We start from the raw sequence: 21,550 nt of genomic DNA on the forward strand, positions 1-21,550 counted from the left end.
GCCGTCAGTGCCTCACGGCGCGGGCGACGTCGGTCTTGACGTCACCGGTGAGGGAGCGGTTGCTGCGGGCGGTGCCGTCCTTGGAGGCGCCTGCAGCGACGTCGTCCACCGTCACGACGGTCGTGTCGAGGAGGTTGCCGCTGGTGTCGGTGAAGTCGACCTGGACGACGTAGGACTTCGCCGAGGAGGTGGGATTGGTGACGGTGACCTTGACCGTGGCGCGCCCGTCGGAGTCGGGGCTCGCGGTTCCGTCGAGCTTCACCTCGCCCTTGGCGTCCACGCCGCCCTTGAACTCGTCGAACTTCCGGCCGGCCTCGGCGGTCGCGGAGGCGAGGGCGTCACCGGCCTCGGTGACGGCGGACGCGGCCTCCGAGACGGCGGACGCGGCTTTGGAAGCGGCGGACGCGGCCTTGGACGCGGCGTCGGAGGGGCTGCTGTCGTCGGAACAGGCGGTCAGTTGCGCGGCCAGGGCCGCCACCACGGACACGGCCAGGGCGAGTCGGACCGGTCCTCGTATGCCGTCCCTCTGCTGCATCGTCTCTCCCCACGTGGTCCTGGTGCGCCTCCGGATCCCGCTTCCTCGCGGTGGCCCCAGTCAAGGCCGCGGGCGGGGCCGCCGCATGCCCGGCTGCGCCCAACGGGTGAACGTCGTCCCGCGAGGGGCGGACGTCCGAGAGGATGAGGAACGCGGAGCAAGGAGCACGGAGCGAGGGGACGGAGACGACGTGACGGGGAAGCCGCGGCATATCGGGGTGGCGGAGCGGCGGGCACGGCTCGGGCTGCGGCAGCGGCTCGTGGCCGCCGCGCGGGCGAAGACGCCTGAGGAGGTGGCGGACTCCCTGGTCGCGCTGCACGGCACCGACCCGGCGACGGTGTACCTCGCGGTGGGCGCGCGGCTCAGGGACGCCCGGACGACGGTGGCGCGGGTGGAGCGGGCCCTGTACGAGGACCGTTCGCTCGTACGGATGCACGGCATGCGCAACACCGTGTTCGTGTTCCCCACCGGCCTGGCGGCCGTCGTGCACGCCTCGACGGCGCTCGACATCGCCGCGAAGACCCGTGCCGGACTGGTCAAGGACCTGGCCGCCGGAAGCGACGGGCGGCTGACCGGGCCGTGGCTCGACGAGGTCGAGGCGTCCGCGCTCGCCGCGCTGGCCCGGCGCGGACAGGCCACGGTGAACGAACTCACCGGGGACGAGCCGCGGTTGAAGGAGCAGTTCGTCTACGCGGCGGGGAAGAGTTACGAGAGCGTGCAGACCGTGTCGTCCCGCCTGATGCGCCTGCTGGGGACCGAGGGCCGGGTGGTGCGGGGGCGTCCGCTCGGGTCCTGGACGTCGAGCCAGTTCCGCTGGGCGGTCGCGCCGCCGCATCCCCCGCTCCCTCCCGCCGAGGCCCGCTCCGCGCTGCTGAACCGCTGGCTCACGGCCTGCGGGCCCGCCACCGAGGCCGACCTGAAGTGGTGGACGGGGTGGAAGGTCACCGACGTACGGCGGGCGCTGGCCGCGAGCGGGGCGGTGACCGTCTCGCTCGACGACGGGGTCACGGCGTACGTGGCGGCGGGCGACGAGGGCCCGGTCGAGGGGCCGGACGCGCCCTGGGCCGCCCTGCTGCCCGCCCTCGATCCGGCGCCCATGAGCCGGCCGGATCGGGACTGGTTCCTCGAACCGTCCCTGCGGCCCGCCCTCTTCGACCGCAGCGGCAATGTGGGGCCGACGGTGTGGTGGGACGGACGGGTGGTCGGGGGGTGGGCGCAGCGGCCCGACGGCGACATCGTCTGGCGGCTTCTGGACACCGGCGTCGGCCGTGAGGCCCTGGACGCGATCTCGGCGGAGGCCGGGCGCCTCGGCGCCTGGGTGGGCGACACCCGGATCACCCCACGTTTCCGGACGCCCCTGGAGCGGGAGTTGTCGGCGCAGTGAGGCGGCCCGGCCCGGACGACCGACCGGCGCCGGGACCACGGGCCGGCGCCGGCACCCCGGTCGGTGCCGGCGCCGGGATCGGTCCGGGCCGGTGCCGGGTGTCCCCCCTACGGGGCGGGGACACCCGGCGCCGGTGAAGGCGCGCTCGGACTGTCAGCGCGCGTACCTCATCAGGGCACGCACCATGTGGCACGTGCTGTCCGACGGCGGGTGCACGCCGATGAGTTGCGCGGTGCTGCGGATCTTCTCGTCACGGGCCTGGTTCGGTACGTACACACCGGAGTCGAGCAGGGCGATGGCGAGTCGCATCGCCTTGAGCCGGCGGTTGTGCGTGATGTACCAGTCGCGGGGGCGCCCCGGCGGCAGCGGGCGCTTCTTCACGGGCTCGTACGGCAGATCCAGCAGGACCGCCGTCTTCGATGTGGACTGGGTGGGCAGCGGCTTCAGTGCGGCAGCGGGCACGGGCATCCTCCTGTCGCGGTCAGGGCGCCGTCGGACCCCCCGGCGACACCCTCGAACACTGCTTCTATTCTACCGCCGGGCACTGACAAAGTCGCTGGCCACAGGGGCTCTGGGGGTGCCGTGACAGCCGTGTCCGAAGGTGCCTGCCGTAACGTGTGGGGCATGGAGATCTGGATCAATCCGGCCTGTTCGAAGTGCCGCAGCGCGATCAGCCTGCTCGACGCCGAGGGCGCCGAGTACACCGTCCGCCGCTATCTGGAGGACGTGCCCGGCGAGGACGAGATCCGCGACGTCCTCGACCGTCTCGGTCTCGAACCGTGGGACATCACGCGGACCGGGGAGGCCGAGGCGAAGGAGCTGGGGATCGAGGAGTGGGCGCGGGACGCCGGTTCACGGGACCGGTGGATCAAGGCGCTGTCCGAGCACCCGAAGCTCATCCAGCGGCCGATCATCACCGCGGACGACGGGACCGCGCTGGTGGGCCGCACGGAGGAGGCGGTACGGGAGGCCATGTCCCGGCAGCCGGCCGGGTCCGCGCCCGGGGCCTCCTCAACTGCCGTGTGATCCAGGTTACTTAAGTGAATGCCGTAACCGTTGAGTAACCACGTTCGGCATCTCGTACATAGCGGCGTAACGCTCCCCCACTCTCTGGAGGCGCGCATGTCGCGTAGGAGAACTCTCAGCACCAAGAAGAAGATCGCTCTGCTGGTCAGCGCGGCGACCGTGGCCGGCGGCGGGGCCTTCGCCCTGGCCGCCACCTCGAACGCGGCGTCCGTGCAGACCGCTCAGACCTCGGTGGCATGTCAAGGCCTGGCCGGCGCGCTCGGCAACAACCAGAGCTTCATCGCCGACCAGAAGGCCCACCCCGACTCCCAGTCGGCGGCCAGAATCGCGAACCGCGAAGCGGTCATCGCGCAGATCAAGGTTCAGCAGCAGGCGTCGGGCTGCGCTGTCGGGGAATCGGCTCAGGACTCCCAGACCGGCCAGCAGAACGCCCAGCAGCCCGCGCAGCCCGCGCAGTCCGCACCGGCCCAGGCCGCCCCCGCGGCTCCGGCGCAGAGCGCCCCCGCGAACAACGCGGGCGGTGGCGCCGCCACCGGTCAGCAGGTCTGCAACGGTTCGACCGTCACGCTCTCCGGCGAGGGCGGCGCGCCGGCCGCGTCCAGCAACCAGTTCCCGGCCGGAACGAAGCTGAAGGTCACCAACCTGGACAACAACAAGTCCACGACCGTCGAGGTCACCTCGGTGTCCGGCAGTTGCGCCCTGCTCAACAACGCGGCCTTCGAGCAGGTCCGCGAGCCGGGCAAGTTCCTGATCCGCCGAGCCCTCATCGAGAAGGTGGGATAACAGGCAGAACGGATCAAAAGCCCTGCCGTCGCCGACCTGTCACGGGTCGGAGGCGGCGGGGCTTTCGCATGAGCGGGGCGACTTCCCGCAAGGACGGGCGGCGCGCCCCCGGGGCGCCCGAACCGGCCCGCAAGGGGGCACACCGCCCATGCCGTCCTCACCCTGATCGCATACGAGCAGCCCCCTGCGGACCGCCGGGTCCGGGGCGGGCGGCGGTCCGGACGATCGCGGCCGCGAACCATCACACGCGGGCGGCCGCGCCGGAACGGGTCGTGTGAGACCGGGCACATACGACCCAGGTAACACGGGGTTCACATTCGGGCAATGATCGGGAAACCGCTGATTGACAGGCTTCCGGACATCCCCGGCGGCGCCCCAGTGCCGCAGCGCCGCAGCACCCGCAAGTGCGTTCAAGACCCACCCCGAAGGATGTGGCCCGTGAGCTTCAAGGCTGAGTACATCTGGATCGACGGCACCGAGCCGACGGCCAAGCTCCGTTCCAAGACGAAGATCCTGGCCGACGACGCCAAGGGTGCGGAGCTGCCGATCTGGGGCTTCGACGGCTCCTCGACGAACCAGGCCGAGGGTCACGCCTCGGACCGCGTACTCAAGCCCGTGGCCAGCTTCCCGGACCCGATCCGCGGCGGCGACGACATCCTCGTCATGTGCGAGGTGCTGAACATCGACATGACGCCGCACGAGTCCAACACCCGTGCCGCGCTGGCCGAGGTCGCGGAGAAGTTCGCCGCGCAGGAGTCGATCTTCGGCATCGAGCAGGAGTACACCTTCTTCAAGGGCGCGCGCCCGCTCGGCTTCCCCGAGGGCGGCTTCCCGGCCGCGCAGGGCGGCTACTACTGCGGTGTCGGCGCGGACGAGATCTTCGGCCGTGACGTCGTCGAGGCGCACCTGGACAACTGCCTCAAGGCGGGTCTCGGCATCTCCGGCATCAACGCCGAGGTCATGCCCGGTCAGTGGGAGTTCCAGGTCGGCCCGCTCGCGCCGCTCGAGGTCTCGGACCAGCTCTGGGTCGCCCGCTGGCTGCTCTACCGCACCGCCGAGGACTTCGGTGTCTCCGCGACGCTGGACCCGAAGCCGGTGAAGGGCGACTGGAACGGCGCGGGCGCGCACACCAACTTCTCCACCAAGGCCATGCGCGAGGGCTACGACGCGATCATCACCGCGTGCGAGTCGCTCGGCGAGGGCTCCAAGCCGATGGACCACGTCAAGAACTACGGCGCCGGCATCGACGACCGTCTGACGGGCCTGCACGAGACCGCCCCGTGGAACGAGTACAGCTACGGCGTCTCCGACCGCGGCGCCTCGGTCCGCATCCCGTGGCAGGTCGAGAAGGACGGCAAGGGCTACATCGAGGACCGTCGTCCGAACGCGAACGTCGACCCGTACGTCGTGACGCGTCTCATCGTCGACACCTGCTGCACCGCCCTGGAGAAGGCCGGCCAGGTCTGATCCCGCCCAGCTCGTCCCGAGGGGGCGCCCACCGTCACGGTGGGCGCCCCCTCGCGTTGTCGGTGGGGGCTGTCCCGGCGCCCGCACTGCGCGCGCTGGCGGTGGGGACCGGCGGCCGGGGCGACCGGTGCCCGAACTGCCGGACGACGTGCGCGAGAAGGCCGGACTGTCCGTGGCCCGGGACGGCGATCCGGACCAGGCGACCGAGGTGACACCCCTGATCCGGCGCAAACGCCTGACGGGCTGATCCGCGGGCGACGTCGGCTTCACGCCAGGAAGCGTCCGAGCGGTGAGAGGAGGCTCCTGTCACGGGGCCGTGTCTGCTTCAATAGGTTCATGGCCAACTTCCAGAAGTGCATCGCGACGGGTCGCCATGACCTCGAGCCCTTCTGGCCCTCCCGTCAGCACCACGACTTCGACCGGGTGTGTTGTCGCGCGACGAACGCGCCGGCCCTCTAAAGCCGTACACCCCGGCCTTCGGCCAGCGCGCACGACGTACGTCCTCGACGAGCCCGACCACGAACTCGCGGCCGTCGAACCTCCCGACGAACTTCTCGCGCGAAAGAGCTGACCTCTCATGGCGACCACTCGATCCTTCTCCTCCGTCGCGACGTCCCCCGTCCCCTCGACCGCCCCGGGACGGCACCGCCTGCGTGCCGTCGACCGGGACGAGGTCCCGGACGTGGCCACCTTCCTTCCGCCGGGCGCCACCTGGCTGCCCGCCCCCCAGAACGCGCTGCCCGTCCTGCCGGGACAGCCGCCGATGATCGGCTACCTGGTCCTCGTACCGGCCGACCAGCAGCCCCTGTTCCCAGTCGGCGTGACCGGCCCGGCCGAACTCCCGGCCGCCACCGGTGACCTCACCGAGGCCACCGGCGACGGCTCCGCCGACCCGCTGGTGCGCGTCGACGCCGTGCAGCGCACCGCCGAGGTCGACGGGCGGGAACTGGACCTCACGTACCTGGAGTTCGAGCTGCTCGCGCATCTCGTCCGCCATCCGCACCGGGTGCACACCCGCGACCAGCTGGTCTCCACGGTGTGGGGCTACGGACATGTCGGCGACGGACGGACCGTCGACGTCCATGTCGCGCGACTGCGCCGCAAGCTCGGCACCCAGCACCGGCAGGCGATCCAGACAGTGCGCCGGGTGGGGTACAAGTACACCCCGCCGATGGGCCGTTGACCCGTCCGTCCGGTGAACGGCCCGGTTCCGGCCGGGTGTCGGCCCGCCCCGCGAATCTTCTGTCGGCAGATTCGCGTGCCTCCAGGCGGGCCGTGCGGGCAGAGTCGTCCGTATGACACGGAGACTTCTGATGCTGGGTGGTACGGAGTTCGTGGGGCGCGCGGTCGTGGAGGCCGCGCTCGCCCGGGGGTGGGACGTCACGGTCTTCCACCGCGGCCGCCACGAACCGCCGGCCGGGGCGCGGTCGCTGCTGGGCGACCGCACCTCGCCGGACGGGCTCGCGGCGCTCGCCGGCACCACGGACACCTGGGACGCCGTCGTCGACACCTGGTCGGCGGCGCCGCGGGCCGTCCGGGACGCGGCCCGCCTGCTGGCGGGACGGGTGTCCCGCCATGTGTACGTGTCGAGCTGCTCGGTGTACGCCTGGCCCCGTGCCGCCGGGTACACCGAGAACGCGCCGCTCGTGGAGGGCGCGTCGGCCGGCGCGGACGCGAGCGACTACGCCCGGGACAAGCGGGGCGGGGAACTGGCCACCGTCGAGGCCTTCGGCGGCGGGCGTTCGCTGCTCGTGCGGTGCGGGCTGATCCTCGGGCCCTACGAGAACATCGGGCGGCTGCCGTGGTGGCTGAACCGGATCGCGGCGGGGGGTCCGGTGCTGGCTCCGGGGCCACGGGACCTGCCCCTCCAGTACATCGACGTCCGGGACCTGGCGGAGTGGACGCTCGGTGCGGTGGAGGCGGAACTCGGCGGGGCGTACAACCTGGCCGGTCCCCCGGGGCACGGCACGATGGGGGCGCTGCTCGACGCGTGTGTCCGGGCCACCGGGGCACGGGCCGAGCTCCGCTGGACGGACCCCGAGACCGTGCTCGCGGCCGGGATCGAGCCGTGGACGCAGCTGCCGGTGTGGGTGCCGCCCGGGAGCGAACTGCACGCCTCGGTGTACTCGGGCGATGTCTCACGGGCACTGCGGACGGGCCTGCGGTGCCGGCCCGTCGAGGAGACCGTCGAGGACACATGGAGCTGGCTCCGGTCGCTCGGGGGCCCCGAACCCCGGCGCGCCGACCGGCCGAAGGTGGGACTGGATCCTGCGGTGGAGGCGAAGGTCCTCGGAATGTGAAACCCGGAAATTCCCGGCCCGGACATTCCGGGCCCGTCGTGCGGACGGGTTCGCCGTGCCCCTCGGAGGGATTCGGCACGGCGAACCGCTCTTGTCCGCCGGCAGGCATCCTCCGCTCACCCGGCGGCCGGAGCCGGCCATGAACTTGGCCGTTCGGCGGGGCAGTTGAGGCCGCCCGCCCGAGTCACGCGACGGCCGGCGGGCTGCGCTCCTCGAGCCCGACTACTGAATACGAGTCAAGAAATCGCCCTCAAACCTGAATTTCGAGATCAACTCTCGTGAATTCGCGGGCTTCTGAGACCATTGTGACCGAATTGGCCTCACGACTTTCTAAGATTCTTTCGAGACCCCTGAACACCTCGCGCACCTCCCGCGTATGGAAAGGAGCCGCTTCACTCCTGTCGGGCGCCTCGCTGCCCCGCAAGGAAGTCAGAGGAGTTCCATGGGACGCAACATTCGAAAACGACGTTCGCCGCTGGCCGTTCGCGCCGTTGCCGCGTCGGCAGCGCTCGCGATCGGCGGGGGTGGGCTGGTCTGGGCGAATTTCTACGCCTCGGCACACGAGAGCAACAACTCGGGCCGAAACACCACCAAGGCCGCGGGCGCACAAGTGGCCACCATCCAGTGTCCGGACGTCGGCCAGAAGCTGTCCAACGTCCCGAAGCAGGCGCGGGGCGAGGTCGACGGGGAACTGGCGACGCTCGACCAGCAGATCACCGACGCCTACCAGCGCCTCGCGACCACCCGTGACGCGCAGACGAGAGACGCGAGCTTCGTCCAGAACTCCATCCTCACGCCGCTCAAGCAGAACCGGTCGGTGATCATCGACCGGATCAAGCTGGAGATCAACCGCGTCGGCGGCAAGGCTCCGAGCTGGCTCGACGGTCTCTCCAACTGCACGGGACAGCCCGCGGCCGGACAGGCCAACGGCGGGCAGAACAACGGCGGCGCCACGGCCGCTCCGTCCGCCGGCGCGAGTGCCGGTGCGGGCGCGGGTGCCGGTGCGGGTGCCGGTGCGGGTGCCTCCGCAAGCGCGAGCGCCCCTGCCGGTGGTGCGGCGCAGCCGGGCAACGGCGGACAGGCCGGAAACGGTCCGGTCGCGGCCGACTTCGTCGACATCACGAAGGTCCAGCCGAACGTCGCCCGCAAGCCGCAGACCGGTGCGGCCGGTTCGTCCGGTGTGTTCAGCACGTCCTGCGGTGTCAACGCGAACAAGAAGTTCAACACGGACAACGTGATCGTGGCTCCCGGTGTCACCAACGGTGCGCACCACCTGCACGACTACGTCGGCAACCAGTCGAACGACGCCTTCGCCAACAACGACACCTTCGCGGCGGCCCAGACCTCCTGCGCCAACCAGGGCGACAAGTCGTCGTACTTCTGGCCGGTCGTGCGTATCCAGAACGGTACGCAGGACTTCGACCAGAACAACCTGGGCGGCGGCAAGGAACTCAACGTCGGCGCGATCCAGCAGGTGAGGCAGGCGCAGATCAAGTTCGTCGGCAGCCCGACCAGCAAGGTCGTCGCGATGCCGAAGTTCATGCGCATCATCACCGGTGACGCGAAGACCACGACCAACGGTCTCGCGAACGCCAACGCCCACTGGAGCTGCACCGGCTTCGAGAACAAGGTGCAGCTCACGGCGCAGTACCCGATCTGCCCGCGCGGCAGCAACGTGGTCCGCACCTTCGCCTTCCAGAGCTGCTGGGACGGGGTGAACGCCGACAGCGCGAACCACCGTACGCACGTGGCCTTCGCCGACGCCCAGGGCAACTGCGCCAACGGCTTCAAGGCGATCCCGCAGCTCACGATGCGCCTGGTCTACGGCTTCCGGGCCCCGACCCTCACCAACGGGCAGATCAAGAACGCCTACGCGGTGGACGGTTTCCCGGAGCAGCTGCACAAGGCCACCACCGACCACGACGACTTCATCAACGTCTTCGACGACGCCCTGATGAACAAGATGGTCACCTGCATCAACAACGGTCAGCGTTGTAAGTAACACCTGAGTTGTAAGCAACACCTGAGAAGGCCGGTGGCGGGAGATCCCGCCACCGGCCTTCTTCCTTCTCGTTCCCGGGTCCCGCGCGGTCAGCCGCTGTGGTGACCGGAGTGCCCGGTCCCGGTTCCCCCGTCACCGCTGCCTCCCGCGTGGTGCGAGGTCCCCTGCTCCAGGTTCCCGCCGAGCCGGCCACGCAGCGTCGTGACCATCTTCTGGTCTCCGACGGCGACCCACTTGGCGCCCACGAGGTACGAACCGCCGTAGTCCTTGGCCCCGTCGAGCCACTCGCGCTGGCCGCGGTCGGTGGCGAAGGTCGCCAGGATGAACTTGCCGGTGCTGATCTTGCAGACAGCCTGGCGTATCTCGTCCGCGTCGGTCTGGATGCTCGGCTTGCACTTCACCTCGGCGGCCAGCTCCTCCAGACTGCCGGTCGCCGTGGCCGGGACGGTCTCCTTCGCCGCCGCGTCCTTGCCGTCCGATCCGCCGCAGCCCGTCAGTGCCAGCAGGGCGGCCCCGGCCAGAAGCTTCCCGCGTGTCAACCTCATACGTTCCTCCGGTACCTGTCGGCGTTCACGCCGAGAAGAGCCCCGGCAGGGGCTCTGCCTTCGATACGGCTCCGGGCCGCCCGGTGCTCAATCCGCCCTTTCGGCGGACAGGGAACCCGGTACCGCCCAGGACACGGCTGTGCGAGGGTGGCACCCGTGAACGAAGACTGGGAAGAGCGTACGACGGCGGCCTGGGCCGGCTTCGACGACTACGAGGAAGAGCGGGCGGCGGACTTCCGGGCCGTGATCGACGCGCTGGTCGCCGAACTGCCCGCGGACAGTCCCCTCGGCCCCTTCGAGCAGGCCTGCGCCTGGGACTCGACCGGCCACTCCGACAAGGCCGTCCCCCTGTACCGGGAGGCACTCGCCCGGGGCCTGAGCGGGTACAAGGGCCGCCGGGCGAAGATCCAGCTCTCCAGTTCGCTGCGGAACATCGGACAGGCGGACGAGGGCGTCAAGCTCCTCACCCCGGAACTGGTCGGAACCTCGGACGAGTTGGACGACGCGGTGCGGGCCTGTCTGGCGCTCTGTCTCGCCGACCTCGGCCGCGAACGCGAGGGCCTGGCCCTGGTGATCGGCGCGCTGGCCCCCCATTTGCCGCGCTACCAGCGGTCGATGGCGAACTACGCACGGCTTCTCGTGGAACCCGGGGAATCCTCGGACTGAGTCCTCGAACCGACTCCTCGGACCGGGTCCTCGGCGGGTCCGGTGACCATCCGCGGATTCGCTCGTTCTGCTGAACGTGCAGTCACAGGATGTAGCCCCGCGCCCCGCGCCCTCCTCCGGAGCCCTCGTCGACGTCGAGCAGGCCGAGGCCGCCCTCGTCGAGCACTACCCGCGGCTGGTCCGGCTCGCCTATCTGATGCTTCCGCCGGGCCTCGGCCGCAACCGGCGCGTACTGACCGCGCACGCCCTCACCCAGCGCGCCCTGCCGCGGGGCCGGGCGGCGGGCGACGCCTCGGTGATCCCGGCCCAGCAGGGCGGCGGAGGCCGCGACGGCGACCCGGGCTACGCCTTCGTACGCCTCCAGGTGGTGCGTACGGCGCTGGAGGCGGGACTGCCGCTCAGGCGGCGGGCGTGGCCCAAACGGTCCCAGCTTCCGCCGTTCCTCCCCCTGGTGTGGGGCCTGCGGCTCTTCCCCCGCTCGGGCGGCGCCGACGAACTCGCCCTGGAACAGCGGCTGTCCGCGCTCTCGGGGCCGGCTCGCGCCGCGTATGTGCTGCGCGGTCTGGAGAAGCTGGCCGACCCGCGGCTGCGCCAGGTGCTGGCGGCCGCGGGAGTCGAGGACCCGGCCGCGGCGCTGAAGGAGGCCTCGGGCGTCGAGGCACGGGACGCGCTGCTCGACTCCCCCGAGTTCGACGCCTGCTCCCTTCAGGCCCGGCCCACCGATCTGATGCGGCGCAGGCAGCACCTGAAGGCCGCGCTCGCCGCCACCGCCGCCGTGGCCGTCTGCGGCTCGCTCCTCGCGCTGCCGGGCGACGGCTGGGGCCCGGACGGCGCCGCGGCCCCCTCCTACGCACAGAACCCGGCCGCCGAGGCCGCGCTCGACCCCGCCCGGCTGGAGCGGGTGGCGCCCGCGGCCTGGGAGTCCTCCGCCCGCACCGACTTCTCCGTCTGGCCCGCGCGCGGTGGCCTCGTCGACGACACCGCCCTGCTGCGCCGCGCGCTCGCCGTCTGGGCCCGGCCCGGCGAGTCCGTCCACGTCTCGGCGGCGCCCGGCACACCCTCCGGCCCTCCGCCCGGACCTCCCCAGCTGCTGTACGCGGGCGATGTCGACCAGGCCCACGTGGTGCTCCTCCACGACGGTCTGCGCATCGCGCGCTACGCCGAGCCGAAGGACGGCACGGGCGGCGCGGCCCTCGACTTCGCGCGGGCCGACGGCGCGAGCGGGGCGGAGGCGAGCGCGGTGGTACTGGGCCGGACCGACGGCAACGTCCGCTATCTGACCGCCCCCTGGGTGACCAAGGCCGCCGAACGCGACCTGCTGAAGCCCTCCGCCGGGGCGATGGACCTCACCCTGTCCGCGGACGGCTCCACCTCTCCGCTGGCCGGAGCACCGGGGACCGGCGCGTGCACGTCGTGGAACGTGCTCCAGGTCGAGGACGCCTCGGGCACCCGGCTGCTCTCCGACCTCGGCGAGCTGATCCCGGCCCATCTCACCGCGGGCCGGCCGGCCGCGCCCCGGGAGGCGGCGGGAGCGCGGAACCTGCGGGAATGGGCGCCCTTCGCGTGCTCGCTGGCCTCCATGCGCTCGCAGGGCGTGCGGACCGTGAACGCCTGGCGGTACGCGAGCCAGCCGCTGCCCGACGGGAGCGGACCGGCCACCTGGCTGTGCACCCGCGCCGACACCTGGCGGGGCGGCGGCCCCCGGGTGCTGGCCCAGTTCCGTACCCCCGGCGCGACGTACGGGGCGGTCGTGGCGCAGGCCGAGAACTCCCCGGCCTGCGGCTCGCGCGATCCGCATGTGCTCGCCGGCGTGCTGTGGAAGTCCGGTGCGGGAAGGTGGTACCTCCTCGCGGCCGGCGGCAAGGGGACGGCATCGGTCGCCGCGACGGGCGGGGTGCGCGGCTCCGCCACGGGGCCCCTGCTCGCCGTACGGGCGGCGCAAGGAGCGCGGGCCGAGCTGAAGGGAACCCTGACGGACGGCCGGGGGATCAGCGGGCTGCACTGAACGCCCGTGCACCACAATGGACCGGACACCCGGCGCGGATTGCTGACATGGACGTAAACAAGTGGGCGCACAGGGCTTCTCCAGGCGCCTACCCGTCAGTACATTGACGCCATGTCTAACATGCACGCCCGGCAGCCCCGGCCGGTCGAGTCCGAGCGGACGGCTCTCAAGGCACGGAAGGTGTCGTTCTCGTGGGAGGACACACCGCTGCACTGGGTGCCCGACGAGCCGTTCGCCACGCACACCATGAATGTGCTGCACCTGCTGCTGCCGGCCGGCGAGCGGTGGTTCGTGCATGTCTACCGGCAGGTCCTGCCCCTCATCCGGGACGAGCGGCTGCGCCAGGACGTCATCGGGTTCATCGGGCAGGAGGCCACGCACTCGCAGGCGCACGACGAGGTGCTGCCCCACCTGGCGGAGCTGGGGCTCGACCCGACGCCGTACACCGCGCAGGTCGACTGGCTCTTCGAGAAACTGCTCGGCGACCGGACGCTGCCCCCGGGCAGGGCGCGCCGCTGGTGGCTGCTGGAGCGCGTCGCCCTGATCGCCGCGATCGAGCACTACACCGCCTTCCTCGGCGACTGGATCCTGAACGCCGAGGAGCTGGACCGGCGCGGCGCCGATCCGGTCATGCTGGACCTGATGCGCTGGCACGGCGCGGAGGAGGTCGAGCACCGCTCGGTGGCGTTCGACCTGTTCCTGCACCTCGACGGCAGCTACCGGCGGCGGGCGCGGACCTGGGCGACCGCCTTCACCGTCCTCGTCTTCCTGTGGCAGCGCGGCGCCCGCTTCTTCATGGAGAACGATCCGACGCTCGTGAACGGCAGGGCGAGCTTCAAGGACTTCTACACCAGCGGAAAACGGGGCGTGCTGCCGCCGACCGGGGACCTGCTGAGATCCGTCCCCCGCTATCTCAGCCGCACCTACCACCCCTCGCAGGAGGGCTCCACCGAGCAGGCGGTCGCCTATCTCGCCTCCTCCCCGGCCGCGACGGCCGCCGAGAAGAACACGGGTGCCGCGTGATGGCCAGGCTGGGGACCCTCGTCGCCGTCGCCGGCGCGGCCGTGCTCGCACGGCGTGCGCTGCGCCGCCGGATCGGGGCGTCGCCGCTGTGGCCGCTGCCCGCTCTGGAGGATCCCCGCTCCGGCCGGCCCCGCACCCGGGCCCTGCGGCTGCTGGTCACCCGGCACGAGCGCGTCGCCGACGGGGTCGTCCTCCTGCGCCTGGAAGGGACCGGGCTGCCGCCCTGGGAGCCGGGAGCCCATCTCGATCTGGTGCTGCCCTCGGGCCTCGTCCGGCAGTACTCCCTGTGCGGGGACCCGGAGGACCGCTCCTCCTACACCCTCGCGACCCGGCTCGTCGAGGACGGCCGGGGCGGATCGCGCGAGGTGCACGAACATCTCCGTCAGGGCGTGCGGGTCGAGGTGCGCGGACCGCGCAACCGCTTCCCGCTCGTGGCCGCGCCGGCGTACGTCTTCGTCGTGGGCGGGATCGGGATCACTCCGGTCCTGCCGATGCTGCGGGCTCTCCCGGAGGGCACCGACTGGCGGTTGCTGTACGGCGGCCGGACCCGCGCCTCGATGCCGTTCCTGGAGGAGATCGGGAAGCTGGACCGCTCGAAGGTCACCGTCGTCGCACAGGACGAGGACGGACTGCCCGACCTGGACGCGCTGTTCGCGGATCTCGTCCCGGGCACGGCGGTCTACTGCTGCGGACCGGACGGGCTCACGGCCGCGGTCGAGGCACGGATCCCGGCGAACGCGACACTGCACCTGGAACGGTTCACCGCCCGCGCGCCCACCGGGGGCGACACCGCCTTCGAGGTCGAACTGCGGCGCAGCGGACGCACGGTGACCGTGCCCGCCGGCTCGACGGTCCTCGCCGCGGTCCGCACCGAGCTGCCCGGCACGCTCTACTCCTGCGAGCAGGGATTCTGCGGAACCTGCCGGCAGCGGGTCCTGGAGGGGGAGATCGAGCACCGGGACGAGCTGCTGACGGACGCGGAACGTGACGGCTCGATGCTCATCTGCGTCTCGCGGACACGAGGTGAGCGAATCGTGCTGGACATGTGAACATCCGCCGCCCGCACCGGCCCGATCCAGGCCGGATCCGATCGGTAAAGTGTCCGCATGACAACCGGGGTACGCCGCAGGATGGGTGTCGAGGAGCGACGGCAACAGCTCATCGGCGTCGCCCTCGACCTGTTCAGCCAACGCTCGCCCGACGAGGTCTCCATCGACGAGATAGCCTCGGCCGCGGGCATCTCCCGACCGCTGGTGTACCACTACTTCCCGGGCAAACTCAGCCTGTACGAAGCGGCGTTGCAGCGCGCGGCGGACGACCTCGCGGGCCGGTTCGTGGAGTCCCGCGAAGGCCCGCCGGGGGCGCGGCTGCTGCGGGTGATGCGCCGCTTCTTCGACTTCGTGGACGACCACGGGCCCGGTTTCGCCGCGTTGATGCGGGGCGGCCCGGCCGTCGGCTCGTCGACCACCAACGCGCTCGTGGACGCCGTACGGCAGGCGGCCTACCTCCAGATCCTGTCGCATCTGGAGGTCGAGAACCCGCCCGCCCGGCTGGAACTGGTGATCCGTTCCTGGATCTCGCTCGTCGAGTCGACCGCGCTGATCTGGCTGGACGGCCGGCGGATTCCGCGCGGCGAGCTGGAGGTCCAGCTCGTGCACGACTTCGCGGCCCTGGCGTCGGTGAGCGCCGCCTACGACCCGGAGGTCGCCGCGCTGCTGCGCAGGAGCCTCGGGAACGAACCGGGCGACGGGCCGTTCACCGACCTCGTCGTCCGGCTGCTCGCGCTCGCCGCGCCGCCCGAGGCCTGAGGCGCGGGCGTTACGCCTCGAACTTGCGGTAGGACGGGTCGAGGTCGCGCACCTCGGCCGAGGCGTGCAGTTCCAGCCCCTCGGCGTGCTTCACATGGGACTTCAGCAGCTCCAGCACGGCCTCGGTCAGCTTCGCCCTGACCTCCTCGGTCCGCCCTGCGAGCAGACCGAGGGTGACATGGACGACGGCGTGTCCGCCGGTGTCCGCGCCGACGACGGTGTCCTCGGTCCGGCGGAACTGCGTCTTGCACGCGCCGATCTTCGCGGCGGCCGTCTCGACCACCTCCGCGTGCAGCGCCAGGGCGAACCCGCGCCGGTCGAAGGCGTCTTCGAGCGGTGCGGAGTAGTCGACGGTGATCTGCGGCATGAGCACTCCTGTTCAGGGACAGTCGTGATCACCCTAGCCGCAGCGCCGGCCGCGCGAACTGACGAGGGCGGCCCCGGACACCCGTCGTGCTCAGGGTGTCCGGGGCCGCCCCCACCGGGTCGGGCCGGGTCAGGCCACCGTCACGGGGTCCGGGTGAACACCGCCACGGTGCGGGCCGGAACGGTGAAGGAGCCCGTGTCCTTCGCGTAGGACGAGGACTTGACGACCGCGTCCGCGCCCGACGCCTGCACCGGGTGCAGCGCGTACGCCGAACCGGCCAGCGAGCCGACGGTCTGCTTCTGCTTCTCCGGGGTCGCGTTGAAGACGATCACGAGGTCGCCGAGGCGCGCCGTGATCACTCCGGGGGTCTCGTCCTTGCCCGACAGCGGGAAGGAGAGCTGCGACTGCACCTGGGCGGCCGTGGAGAGCGAGAAGACCGTCTCCCCCGTACGGATCCGCTGCAGGTCCTGGAAGGCGGCCGAGGTGCCGTCGATCTGTTCGCAGCCCACCGTGACGGAGGTCAGCAGCGGCTTGGCGAACGGCCACTTCGAGGTGTTGTCCGCGGCCATCGGCAGTCCGCGCCCGAATCCGTTGCCGTCCTGGCAGTTCCAGTGGACGGCGTTGAACCAGTCGCCGCTGTCGAAGGAGTTGCGGTCGAGCGACTTGGAGCGCAGCAGGTCGGAGCCGGCCTGGGAGAGGGACGGACCCTGCGAGAGGGTGGCCGTCGCCATCGCCAGGACCTGCATCCGGGCCCGGTCGGCGGCGCTCGTCGTCGCGGGCAGCTTGTACGTCAGCGCGTCGTACAGCGACTCGTTGTCGTGCGCGTCGGCGTAGGCGAGCGCGTCGCCGGGCGCGGCCGCGTAGCCGGCGGGCTGGCCGTTGTAGTCGACCTCGGAGCCCTTGACCTCCTTGCCCGCGGTGTCGGTGAAGCGGTACGCCGCCAGGTTGCCGGCCAGGCCGACCTTGATGAGGTCCTGGTAGTGCAGCAGGCGGGCCTTCTGCTCGGCCGGGGTGCCGTTGGCGGTGGAGGAGTTGGGGTCGGTGTACAGGCCCGAGCCGAAGCCCTGGACCCCGGGGTCGGAGTCGAAGGGGCCGCCGCCGCGGACGGCGTCACGGGCACGGTCGGAGAAGGTCGCGATGCCCGTCCCCGCCATGTTCTTCTGGGTGGCCTGGACGAACCGGGCGTCGTCGGCGACCTCGCCGAAGTTCCAGCCCTCGCCGTACAGAACGATCTTCTTGCCGTCGACGCCGTCCTTGGCGGGGGTCAGCCCGTCGAGGGCCTTCCTGACCGCGAGGATGTTGGCCTTGGGCTGGTGTCCCATGAGGTCGAAGCGGAAGCCGTCGACCTTGTACTCCTTGGCCCACGTGACGATCGAGTCGACCACCAGCTTGCCCATCATGGCGTTCTCGGTGGCCGTGTTGGAGCAGCAGGTGGAGTTGGCGACGCTGCCGTCGGCGAGGAGCCGCTGGTAGTAGCCGGGGACGACCTTGTCGAGGACGCTGGTGTCGGCCTGGCCGCTGGCGGCGGTGTGGTTGTAGACCACGTCCATGACGACCCGAAGTCCGTCCTCGTTCAGCGACTTGACCATCTTGCGGAACTCGACCGTGCGTCCGGTGCCGTCGGGGTCGGTGGCGTAGGAACCCTCGGGGACCGTGTAGTGGTACGGGTCGTAGCCCCAGTTGTAGGCGTCCTTTGCGGCGGTCTTCGCCACGCACTCCTGCTGCTTCTCGGAGTCGGCGGCGTAGGAGGCCAGATCGCAGTCGGTGCTCTGCCGGTCCGCCTTCTTCTCGGGGATGGTGGCGATGTCGAACGCGGGCAGCAGGTGCACGTACGAGGTGCCGGACGCGGCCAGCTTCCTCAGGTGCTTCGAGCCGTCGCTGTTCTTGTCGGCGAAGGCGAGGTAGGTGCCCTGGTCCTTCGCGGGGACGGTCCTGTCCGCCACCGAGAAGTCACGGATGTGCAGTTCCTGGATCTGCGCGTCCTTGAGCGGCACGGCCTTGGGCTTCTTGAGCGAGGACCAGCCGGACGGGGCCAGGGACTTGGCGTCCAGGTCGACGACCAGGCTGCGCTTCGAGTCGGTGGTCAGGGCCACCGAGTACGGGTCGGTCACCTTGTTGGTGACGATCTTGCGGACGGTCGGCGCCCACACCTTGACCACGTAGCGGTAGGGCTTGCCCGTCCAGGACTTCTTGCCGGTCACGGACCAGACGCCGGTGGCGTCGTCGCGCTTCATGGCGACGGTGGAGCCGTCGAGGTCGAGGCCGACCGACTGCGCGGTCGGGGCCCACACCGAGAGGGTGGGGACACCGTCGTGGAAGACCGGCCCGAGGTGCGCCTTCGTCGCGGGGTACAGGTCGTCGAGAGCTCCGGCGATCTGCACGCCGGTCGCCGCGAGCACGGCGCCGTTCGCGGCCCGCTGCGAGGCGACGAGCTGGCCGCCGAGCGCGGAGCGCACCCGGTCGCGGTCGCGCGGGTCGATCGACCAGGCGGTGTACGCCTTCAGGTGCGGGAACTTCGCCTTCTGGGCGTCGGTGAGGGTGGTCTTCCCCAGTCGCAGCCAGCGCTCGTCGTCGCTGGTCAGCCCGCCGTCCTTGACGGCGATCGAGCCGTCGCGGGAGGAGAGGAGCTGGGTGGAGACGGCGGCGTCGGAGCCGTTCCAGGCGACCGTGTAGCGGTCGATCCAGACCGCCTTGGAGGTGGTCAGGTCGAGCGCGGCCGCGCTGCCCGCGGGCTGCGGCAGCAGGTACTTCTCCTGGCCGCCGAGCAGCCACACCTCGTGGCCGTTCGCGGTGAGGTCCAGCGACTGGTCGGTGGGCAGGTCCTTGTCGTCGCCCTTGTGGAGGATGTAGCTGAGGCTCGTGGCGCCCTCGGCGAGCGGCACCTCGTAGACGGCGCCGTAGGCGTCGGTCCGTACCGGCTCCAGGGGCTTCGTCCAGTCCGTGGGCGTCGCGGCGCCGGTCCAGGTGTGCAGACCCCAGCCGGCGTAGTCGCCGTCGGCGCGGTGGTAGTGGATGACCGCCTTCGTCTTGTCCTGGGCGGGCAGTTCGGGCCGCTCGGTGAGGACGGTGTCCTTGCCCTGCTCGACCCAGACCTCGCCGGTCTTGGTGACGTCGATCGTGCGGTCGCTCGCGACGTCCTTGTTGCCGTCCTTGTCGATGACCAGGAAGCCCACACTGGAGGCTCCGGGCTTCAGCTTGACGTAGGCGAAGGCGCCGTAGGCGTCGCGGCCGACGAAGTCGTGTCCGGCGGGCCAGGTCGTGCCCTCGCCGTCGGCGATGTCGCCCCAGGCGTACAGGCGCCAGTCGGTGTAGTCGCCGTCGGTGCGCTTGTAGTGGACGACCGCGTAGTCGCGCGAGGAGGCCGTCGGGACCTCCGCGGCGGGCGCGGTGCCGGTGGTGGACTCGGCCGTCGCGCTCGCGGTGCGTCCGGCCGAGTCGACGACGACGGCCTTGTAGCGCAGGGCGGTTCCGGCCGGTACGTCCTCGCCGATGGCCTGGGTGACCTTGTACGGGGCGTGGTCGGCGGAGCCGAGGGTGTGCCACTTGCCGTTGCCGGTCTGGGCGGCGAAGACGACCCGGTCGAGCTGTCCGCCGGTGACGTCCGCCGACAGCTCGACGGTGCCGGTGGCGCCCGCGGCGGGAGCCTTCAACGTCAGCGTGGGCTTGGTCGCGGGGGCGGCGAGCCGGCCCGCGGCCTTGAGGACGATCGCCGAACCGGCCGGCACGGTGACCGTGACCTTCTTGTCCCCGTCGCTCTTCGCCGAGTCCGACGTTCCGTATACGGCGCGGAAGCTCATGTCCGCCGAGCCCGTCGCGAACGTGGCCGACTTCGCCTCGTCGGCGTTGTTCACGGCGACGACGTACTCGGTGCCGGTCCTCGCGTCCGTGCGGGAGAAGGCGTACACACCGGCGCCGTCCGCGGCGTACCGCTCGGTCTGGACTCCGTCGGTGAGGGCGGGGTTGTCCTTGCGCAGCTTGGAGAGAGCACTGATCGTCTTGTAGAGCGGCGCGCTCGTGTCGTAGGCGTCGCTCGCGTGGGTGCGGGCGGTGCCGATCTCGTCGTCGTCGAGATAGTCGGCGACCTTGGAGGCGAACATCGTCTGCCGGGCGTCCTTGTCGCCGCCGGAGCCGGTGAAGCCCTGCTCGTCGCCGTAGTAGACGACGGGGTTGCCGCGGCTGAGGAACATCAGCTCGTTGGCGAGCTTGTCCTTCTTCAGCAGTTCGGCGTCGGTCGCCTTCGGGTTGTCCTGGTCCAGGAAGTACCCGATGCGGCCCATGTCGTGGTTGCCGAGGAAGGTGACCTGCTCGTAGGCGTTGGCCTTGTCGGTCGTGTACTTGTAGTCGTCGCCGAAGACGGACGCCAGCTTCTGCGCGCTGCCACCCTGCGAGGCGTAGGAGCGGGCGGCGTCCTGGAACGGGAAGTCGAGCGTGGCGTCGAGGCGGCCCTGGGTCACGTACGGCGAGGTGATCGACGTGTCGGCGGAGTAGACCTCGCCGAACATGAAGAAGTTCTTGCGCCCGTGCCTGGCGGCGTACGCGTCGAGGGCGGTCGCCCACTGCGTCCAGAACTCCATGTTCACGTGCTTCACGGTGTCGATCCGGAAGCCGTCGATGCCGAAGCCCTCGACCCAGCGCTCGTAGATCTTCTCCATGCCGCTGACGACCTCGGGACGCTCGGTCCACAGGTCGTCGAGGCCGGAGAAGTCGCCGTACGTGGTGGACTCGCCGGCGTAGGTGGAGTCACCGCGGTTGGTGTACATGGTCGAGTCGTTGAGCCACGACGGGACCTTGGCGTTCTTCTTCGCGGCGGGAACCGTCGGCGTGCGGGGGAAGGAGTCGGCGTCCACCGACGGGAACCCCTTGGTGCCGTCCGCGTAGTCCGCGTCGTCGAACGGCTTCCCGTCCTTGGTCAGATACGGGAAGGCGCCCTTGGAGAGGTAGCTGTAGGACTTCTCCTCGTAGTCGACGACATCGGCGGTGTGGTTGGTGATGACGTCGAAGAAGACCTTCATGCCCTTGGCGTGGGCCTTGGAGATCAGTGTCTCCAGGTCCTTGTTGGTGCCGAAGTGCGGGTCGACCCGGGTGAAGTCGGTGATCCAGTATCCGTGGTAGCCGGCCGAGGCGTCCTTGCCGGTGCCCTGGACGGGCTGGTTCTTGAAGATCGGCGCCATCCAGATGGCGGTGGTGCCGAGGTCCTTGATGTAGTCGAGCCGCTTCGTCAGGCCCTTGAGGTCGCCGCCCTGGTAGAAGCCCTTGTCGGTGGGGTCGTACCCGGTCGACAGCCTCGAACCGGTCAGTCCGCCCTTGTCGTTGGACGTGTCGCCGTTGGCGAAACGGTCCGGCATGACGAAGTAGAACTGGTCACGGGTGGAGTCGTGCCGTGACGGCTCGGCGGCGAGCTTCGCGTCCGACGGCGGTGCGGGCGGGGTCTGGGCCCGCGCCACGAGGGGTTGCGCAAGCGATACGGCCAGTGCGGCGGCGAGGACGGCTGCACGCAGCCTGGGGCGGCTGGTGCGGCTCGCCGGCCCTCTCGGTATCAGGTCCACAGTCGTGAACTCCTAGCGATTACGGCGTACTCGGGTCCGACCCCGCGCAGCGTTTCGGCCACGATGCCGAACGCCCGCGTGACCGTATCGCTC

Annotated in this window: 17 protein-coding genes; 12 read left to right on the forward strand and 5 right to left on the reverse strand. The window is 71.0% G+C overall.

Translation table 11 applies throughout. From position 1 onward, the window contains the following. Positions 1 to 4: 4 nt before the first annotated feature. The gene (locus OG410_RS13035) at positions 5 to 535 is read right to left on the reverse strand and encodes a hypothetical protein (protein WP_329299282.1); all 531 of its coding nucleotides are present in this window, start codon (positions 533 to 535) and stop codon (positions 5 to 7) included. Between the two features lie 190 nt (positions 536 to 725). Between OG410_RS13035 and OG410_RS13040 the strand changes: the two genes are divergently transcribed. Beyond that, complete coding sequence (locus OG410_RS13040; protein WP_329299283.1) at positions 726 to 1,919, forward strand: winged helix DNA-binding domain-containing protein; 1,194 nt, start codon at positions 726 to 728, stop codon at positions 1,917 to 1,919. Between the two features lie 153 nt (positions 1,920 to 2,072). On the opposite strand, the gene OG410_RS13045 is transcribed toward OG410_RS13040, so the two are convergent. Further along, on the reverse strand, positions 2,073 to 2,381 hold the full coding sequence (locus tag OG410_RS13045) for a hypothetical protein (RefSeq protein ID WP_329299284.1): 309 nt from the start codon (positions 2,379 to 2,381) through the stop codon (positions 2,073 to 2,075). Positions 2,382 to 2,543: 162 nt separating this feature from the next. Between OG410_RS13045 and OG410_RS13050 the strand changes: the two genes are divergently transcribed. The 6 genes from OG410_RS13050 (at position 2,544) to OG410_RS13075 (ending at position 9,497) form a co-directional block, all read left to right on the forward strand. Continuing rightward, the gene (locus OG410_RS13050; protein WP_329299285.1) at positions 2,544 to 2,945 is read left to right on the forward strand and encodes an arsenate reductase family protein; all 402 of its coding nucleotides are present in this window, start codon (positions 2,544 to 2,546) and stop codon (positions 2,943 to 2,945) included. 96 nt (positions 2,946 to 3,041) lie between these two features. Continuing rightward, entirely contained in the window at positions 3,042 to 3,728 is a 687-nt protein-coding gene (locus tag OG410_RS13055) for a hypothetical protein (protein WP_329299286.1), read from the forward strand. Between the two features lie 438 nt (positions 3,729 to 4,166). Then, positions 4,167 to 5,195, forward strand: coding sequence for a glutamine synthetase (glnII, locus tag OG410_RS13060; protein WP_326788189.1), 1,029 nt, complete (start codon positions 4,167 to 4,169; stop codon positions 5,193 to 5,195). A gap of 577 nt (positions 5,196 to 5,772) precedes the next feature. Beyond that, on the forward strand, positions 5,773 to 6,378 hold the full coding sequence (locus tag OG410_RS13065) for a winged helix-turn-helix domain-containing protein (RefSeq protein ID WP_329299287.1): 606 nt from the start codon (positions 5,773 to 5,775) through the stop codon (positions 6,376 to 6,378). 130 nt (positions 6,379 to 6,508) lie between these two features. Beyond that, the gene (locus OG410_RS13070) at positions 6,509 to 7,495 is read left to right on the forward strand and encodes an SDR family oxidoreductase (RefSeq protein ID WP_329304107.1); all 987 of its coding nucleotides are present in this window, start codon (positions 6,509 to 6,511) and stop codon (positions 7,493 to 7,495) included. A gap of 442 nt (positions 7,496 to 7,937) precedes the next feature. Next, positions 7,938 to 9,497, forward strand: coding sequence for a DUF1996 domain-containing protein (locus OG410_RS13075; RefSeq protein WP_329299288.1), 1,560 nt, complete (start codon positions 7,938 to 7,940; stop codon positions 9,495 to 9,497). 89 nt (positions 9,498 to 9,586) lie between these two features. Here OG410_RS13075 and OG410_RS13080 read toward each other — a convergent pair whose 3' ends face one another. Further along, positions 9,587 to 10,042 carry a hypothetical protein gene (locus OG410_RS13080; protein ID WP_329299289.1) on the reverse strand — a complete coding sequence of 152 codons (456 nt, stop codon included), beginning with the start codon at positions 10,040 to 10,042 and terminating at the stop codon, positions 9,587 to 9,589. 156 nt (positions 10,043 to 10,198) lie between these two features. Between OG410_RS13080 and OG410_RS13085 the strand changes: the two genes are divergently transcribed. From OG410_RS13085 to OG410_RS13105, 5 genes are all read left to right on the forward strand, one after another. Further along, positions 10,199 to 10,708, forward strand: coding sequence for a tetratricopeptide repeat protein (locus OG410_RS13085; RefSeq protein WP_329299290.1), 510 nt, complete (start codon positions 10,199 to 10,201; stop codon positions 10,706 to 10,708). Between the two features lie 76 nt (positions 10,709 to 10,784). Continuing rightward, positions 10,785 to 12,713 (forward strand): hypothetical protein, encoded by a 1,929-nt coding sequence (locus tag OG410_RS13090; RefSeq protein WP_329299291.1) that lies wholly within the window; start codon positions 10,785 to 10,787, stop codon positions 12,711 to 12,713. Positions 12,714 to 12,824: 111 nt separating this feature from the next. Further along, positions 12,825 to 13,736, forward strand: coding sequence for a metal-dependent hydrolase (locus OG410_RS13095; RefSeq protein WP_329299292.1), 912 nt, complete (start codon positions 12,825 to 12,827; stop codon positions 13,734 to 13,736). Further along, positions 13,736 to 14,785, forward strand: coding sequence for a PDR/VanB family oxidoreductase (locus OG410_RS13100; RefSeq protein WP_329299293.1), 1,050 nt, complete (start codon positions 13,736 to 13,738; stop codon positions 14,783 to 14,785). The genes OG410_RS13095 and OG410_RS13100 overlap by 1 nt, the downstream gene beginning before the upstream one ends. 57 nt (positions 14,786 to 14,842) lie before the next feature. Further along, positions 14,843 to 15,544, forward strand: coding sequence for a TetR/AcrR family transcriptional regulator (locus OG410_RS13105; RefSeq protein ID WP_329299294.1), 702 nt, complete (start codon positions 14,843 to 14,845; stop codon positions 15,542 to 15,544). 10 nt (positions 15,545 to 15,554) lie between these two features. Here the strand turns inward: OG410_RS13105 and OG410_RS13110 are convergent, their stop codons facing one another. Further along, positions 15,555 to 15,911 carry a 5-carboxymethyl-2-hydroxymuconate Delta-isomerase gene (locus OG410_RS13110; protein ID WP_329299295.1) on the reverse strand — a complete coding sequence of 119 codons (357 nt, stop codon included), beginning with the start codon at positions 15,909 to 15,911 and terminating at the stop codon, positions 15,555 to 15,557. Between the two features lie 140 nt (positions 15,912 to 16,051). After that, a complete protein-coding gene (pulA, locus tag OG410_RS13115; RefSeq protein WP_329304108.1) occupies positions 16,052 to 21,451 on the reverse strand; it encodes a pullulanase-type alpha-1,6-glucosidase in 5,400 nt (1,799 codons plus the stop codon). Positions 21,452 to 21,550 lie beyond the last annotated feature (99 nt).

It is taken from the genome of Streptomyces sp. NBC_00659 (assembly GCF_036226925.1).
GTDB lineage: Bacteria > Actinomycetota > Actinomycetes > Streptomycetales > Streptomycetaceae > Streptomyces.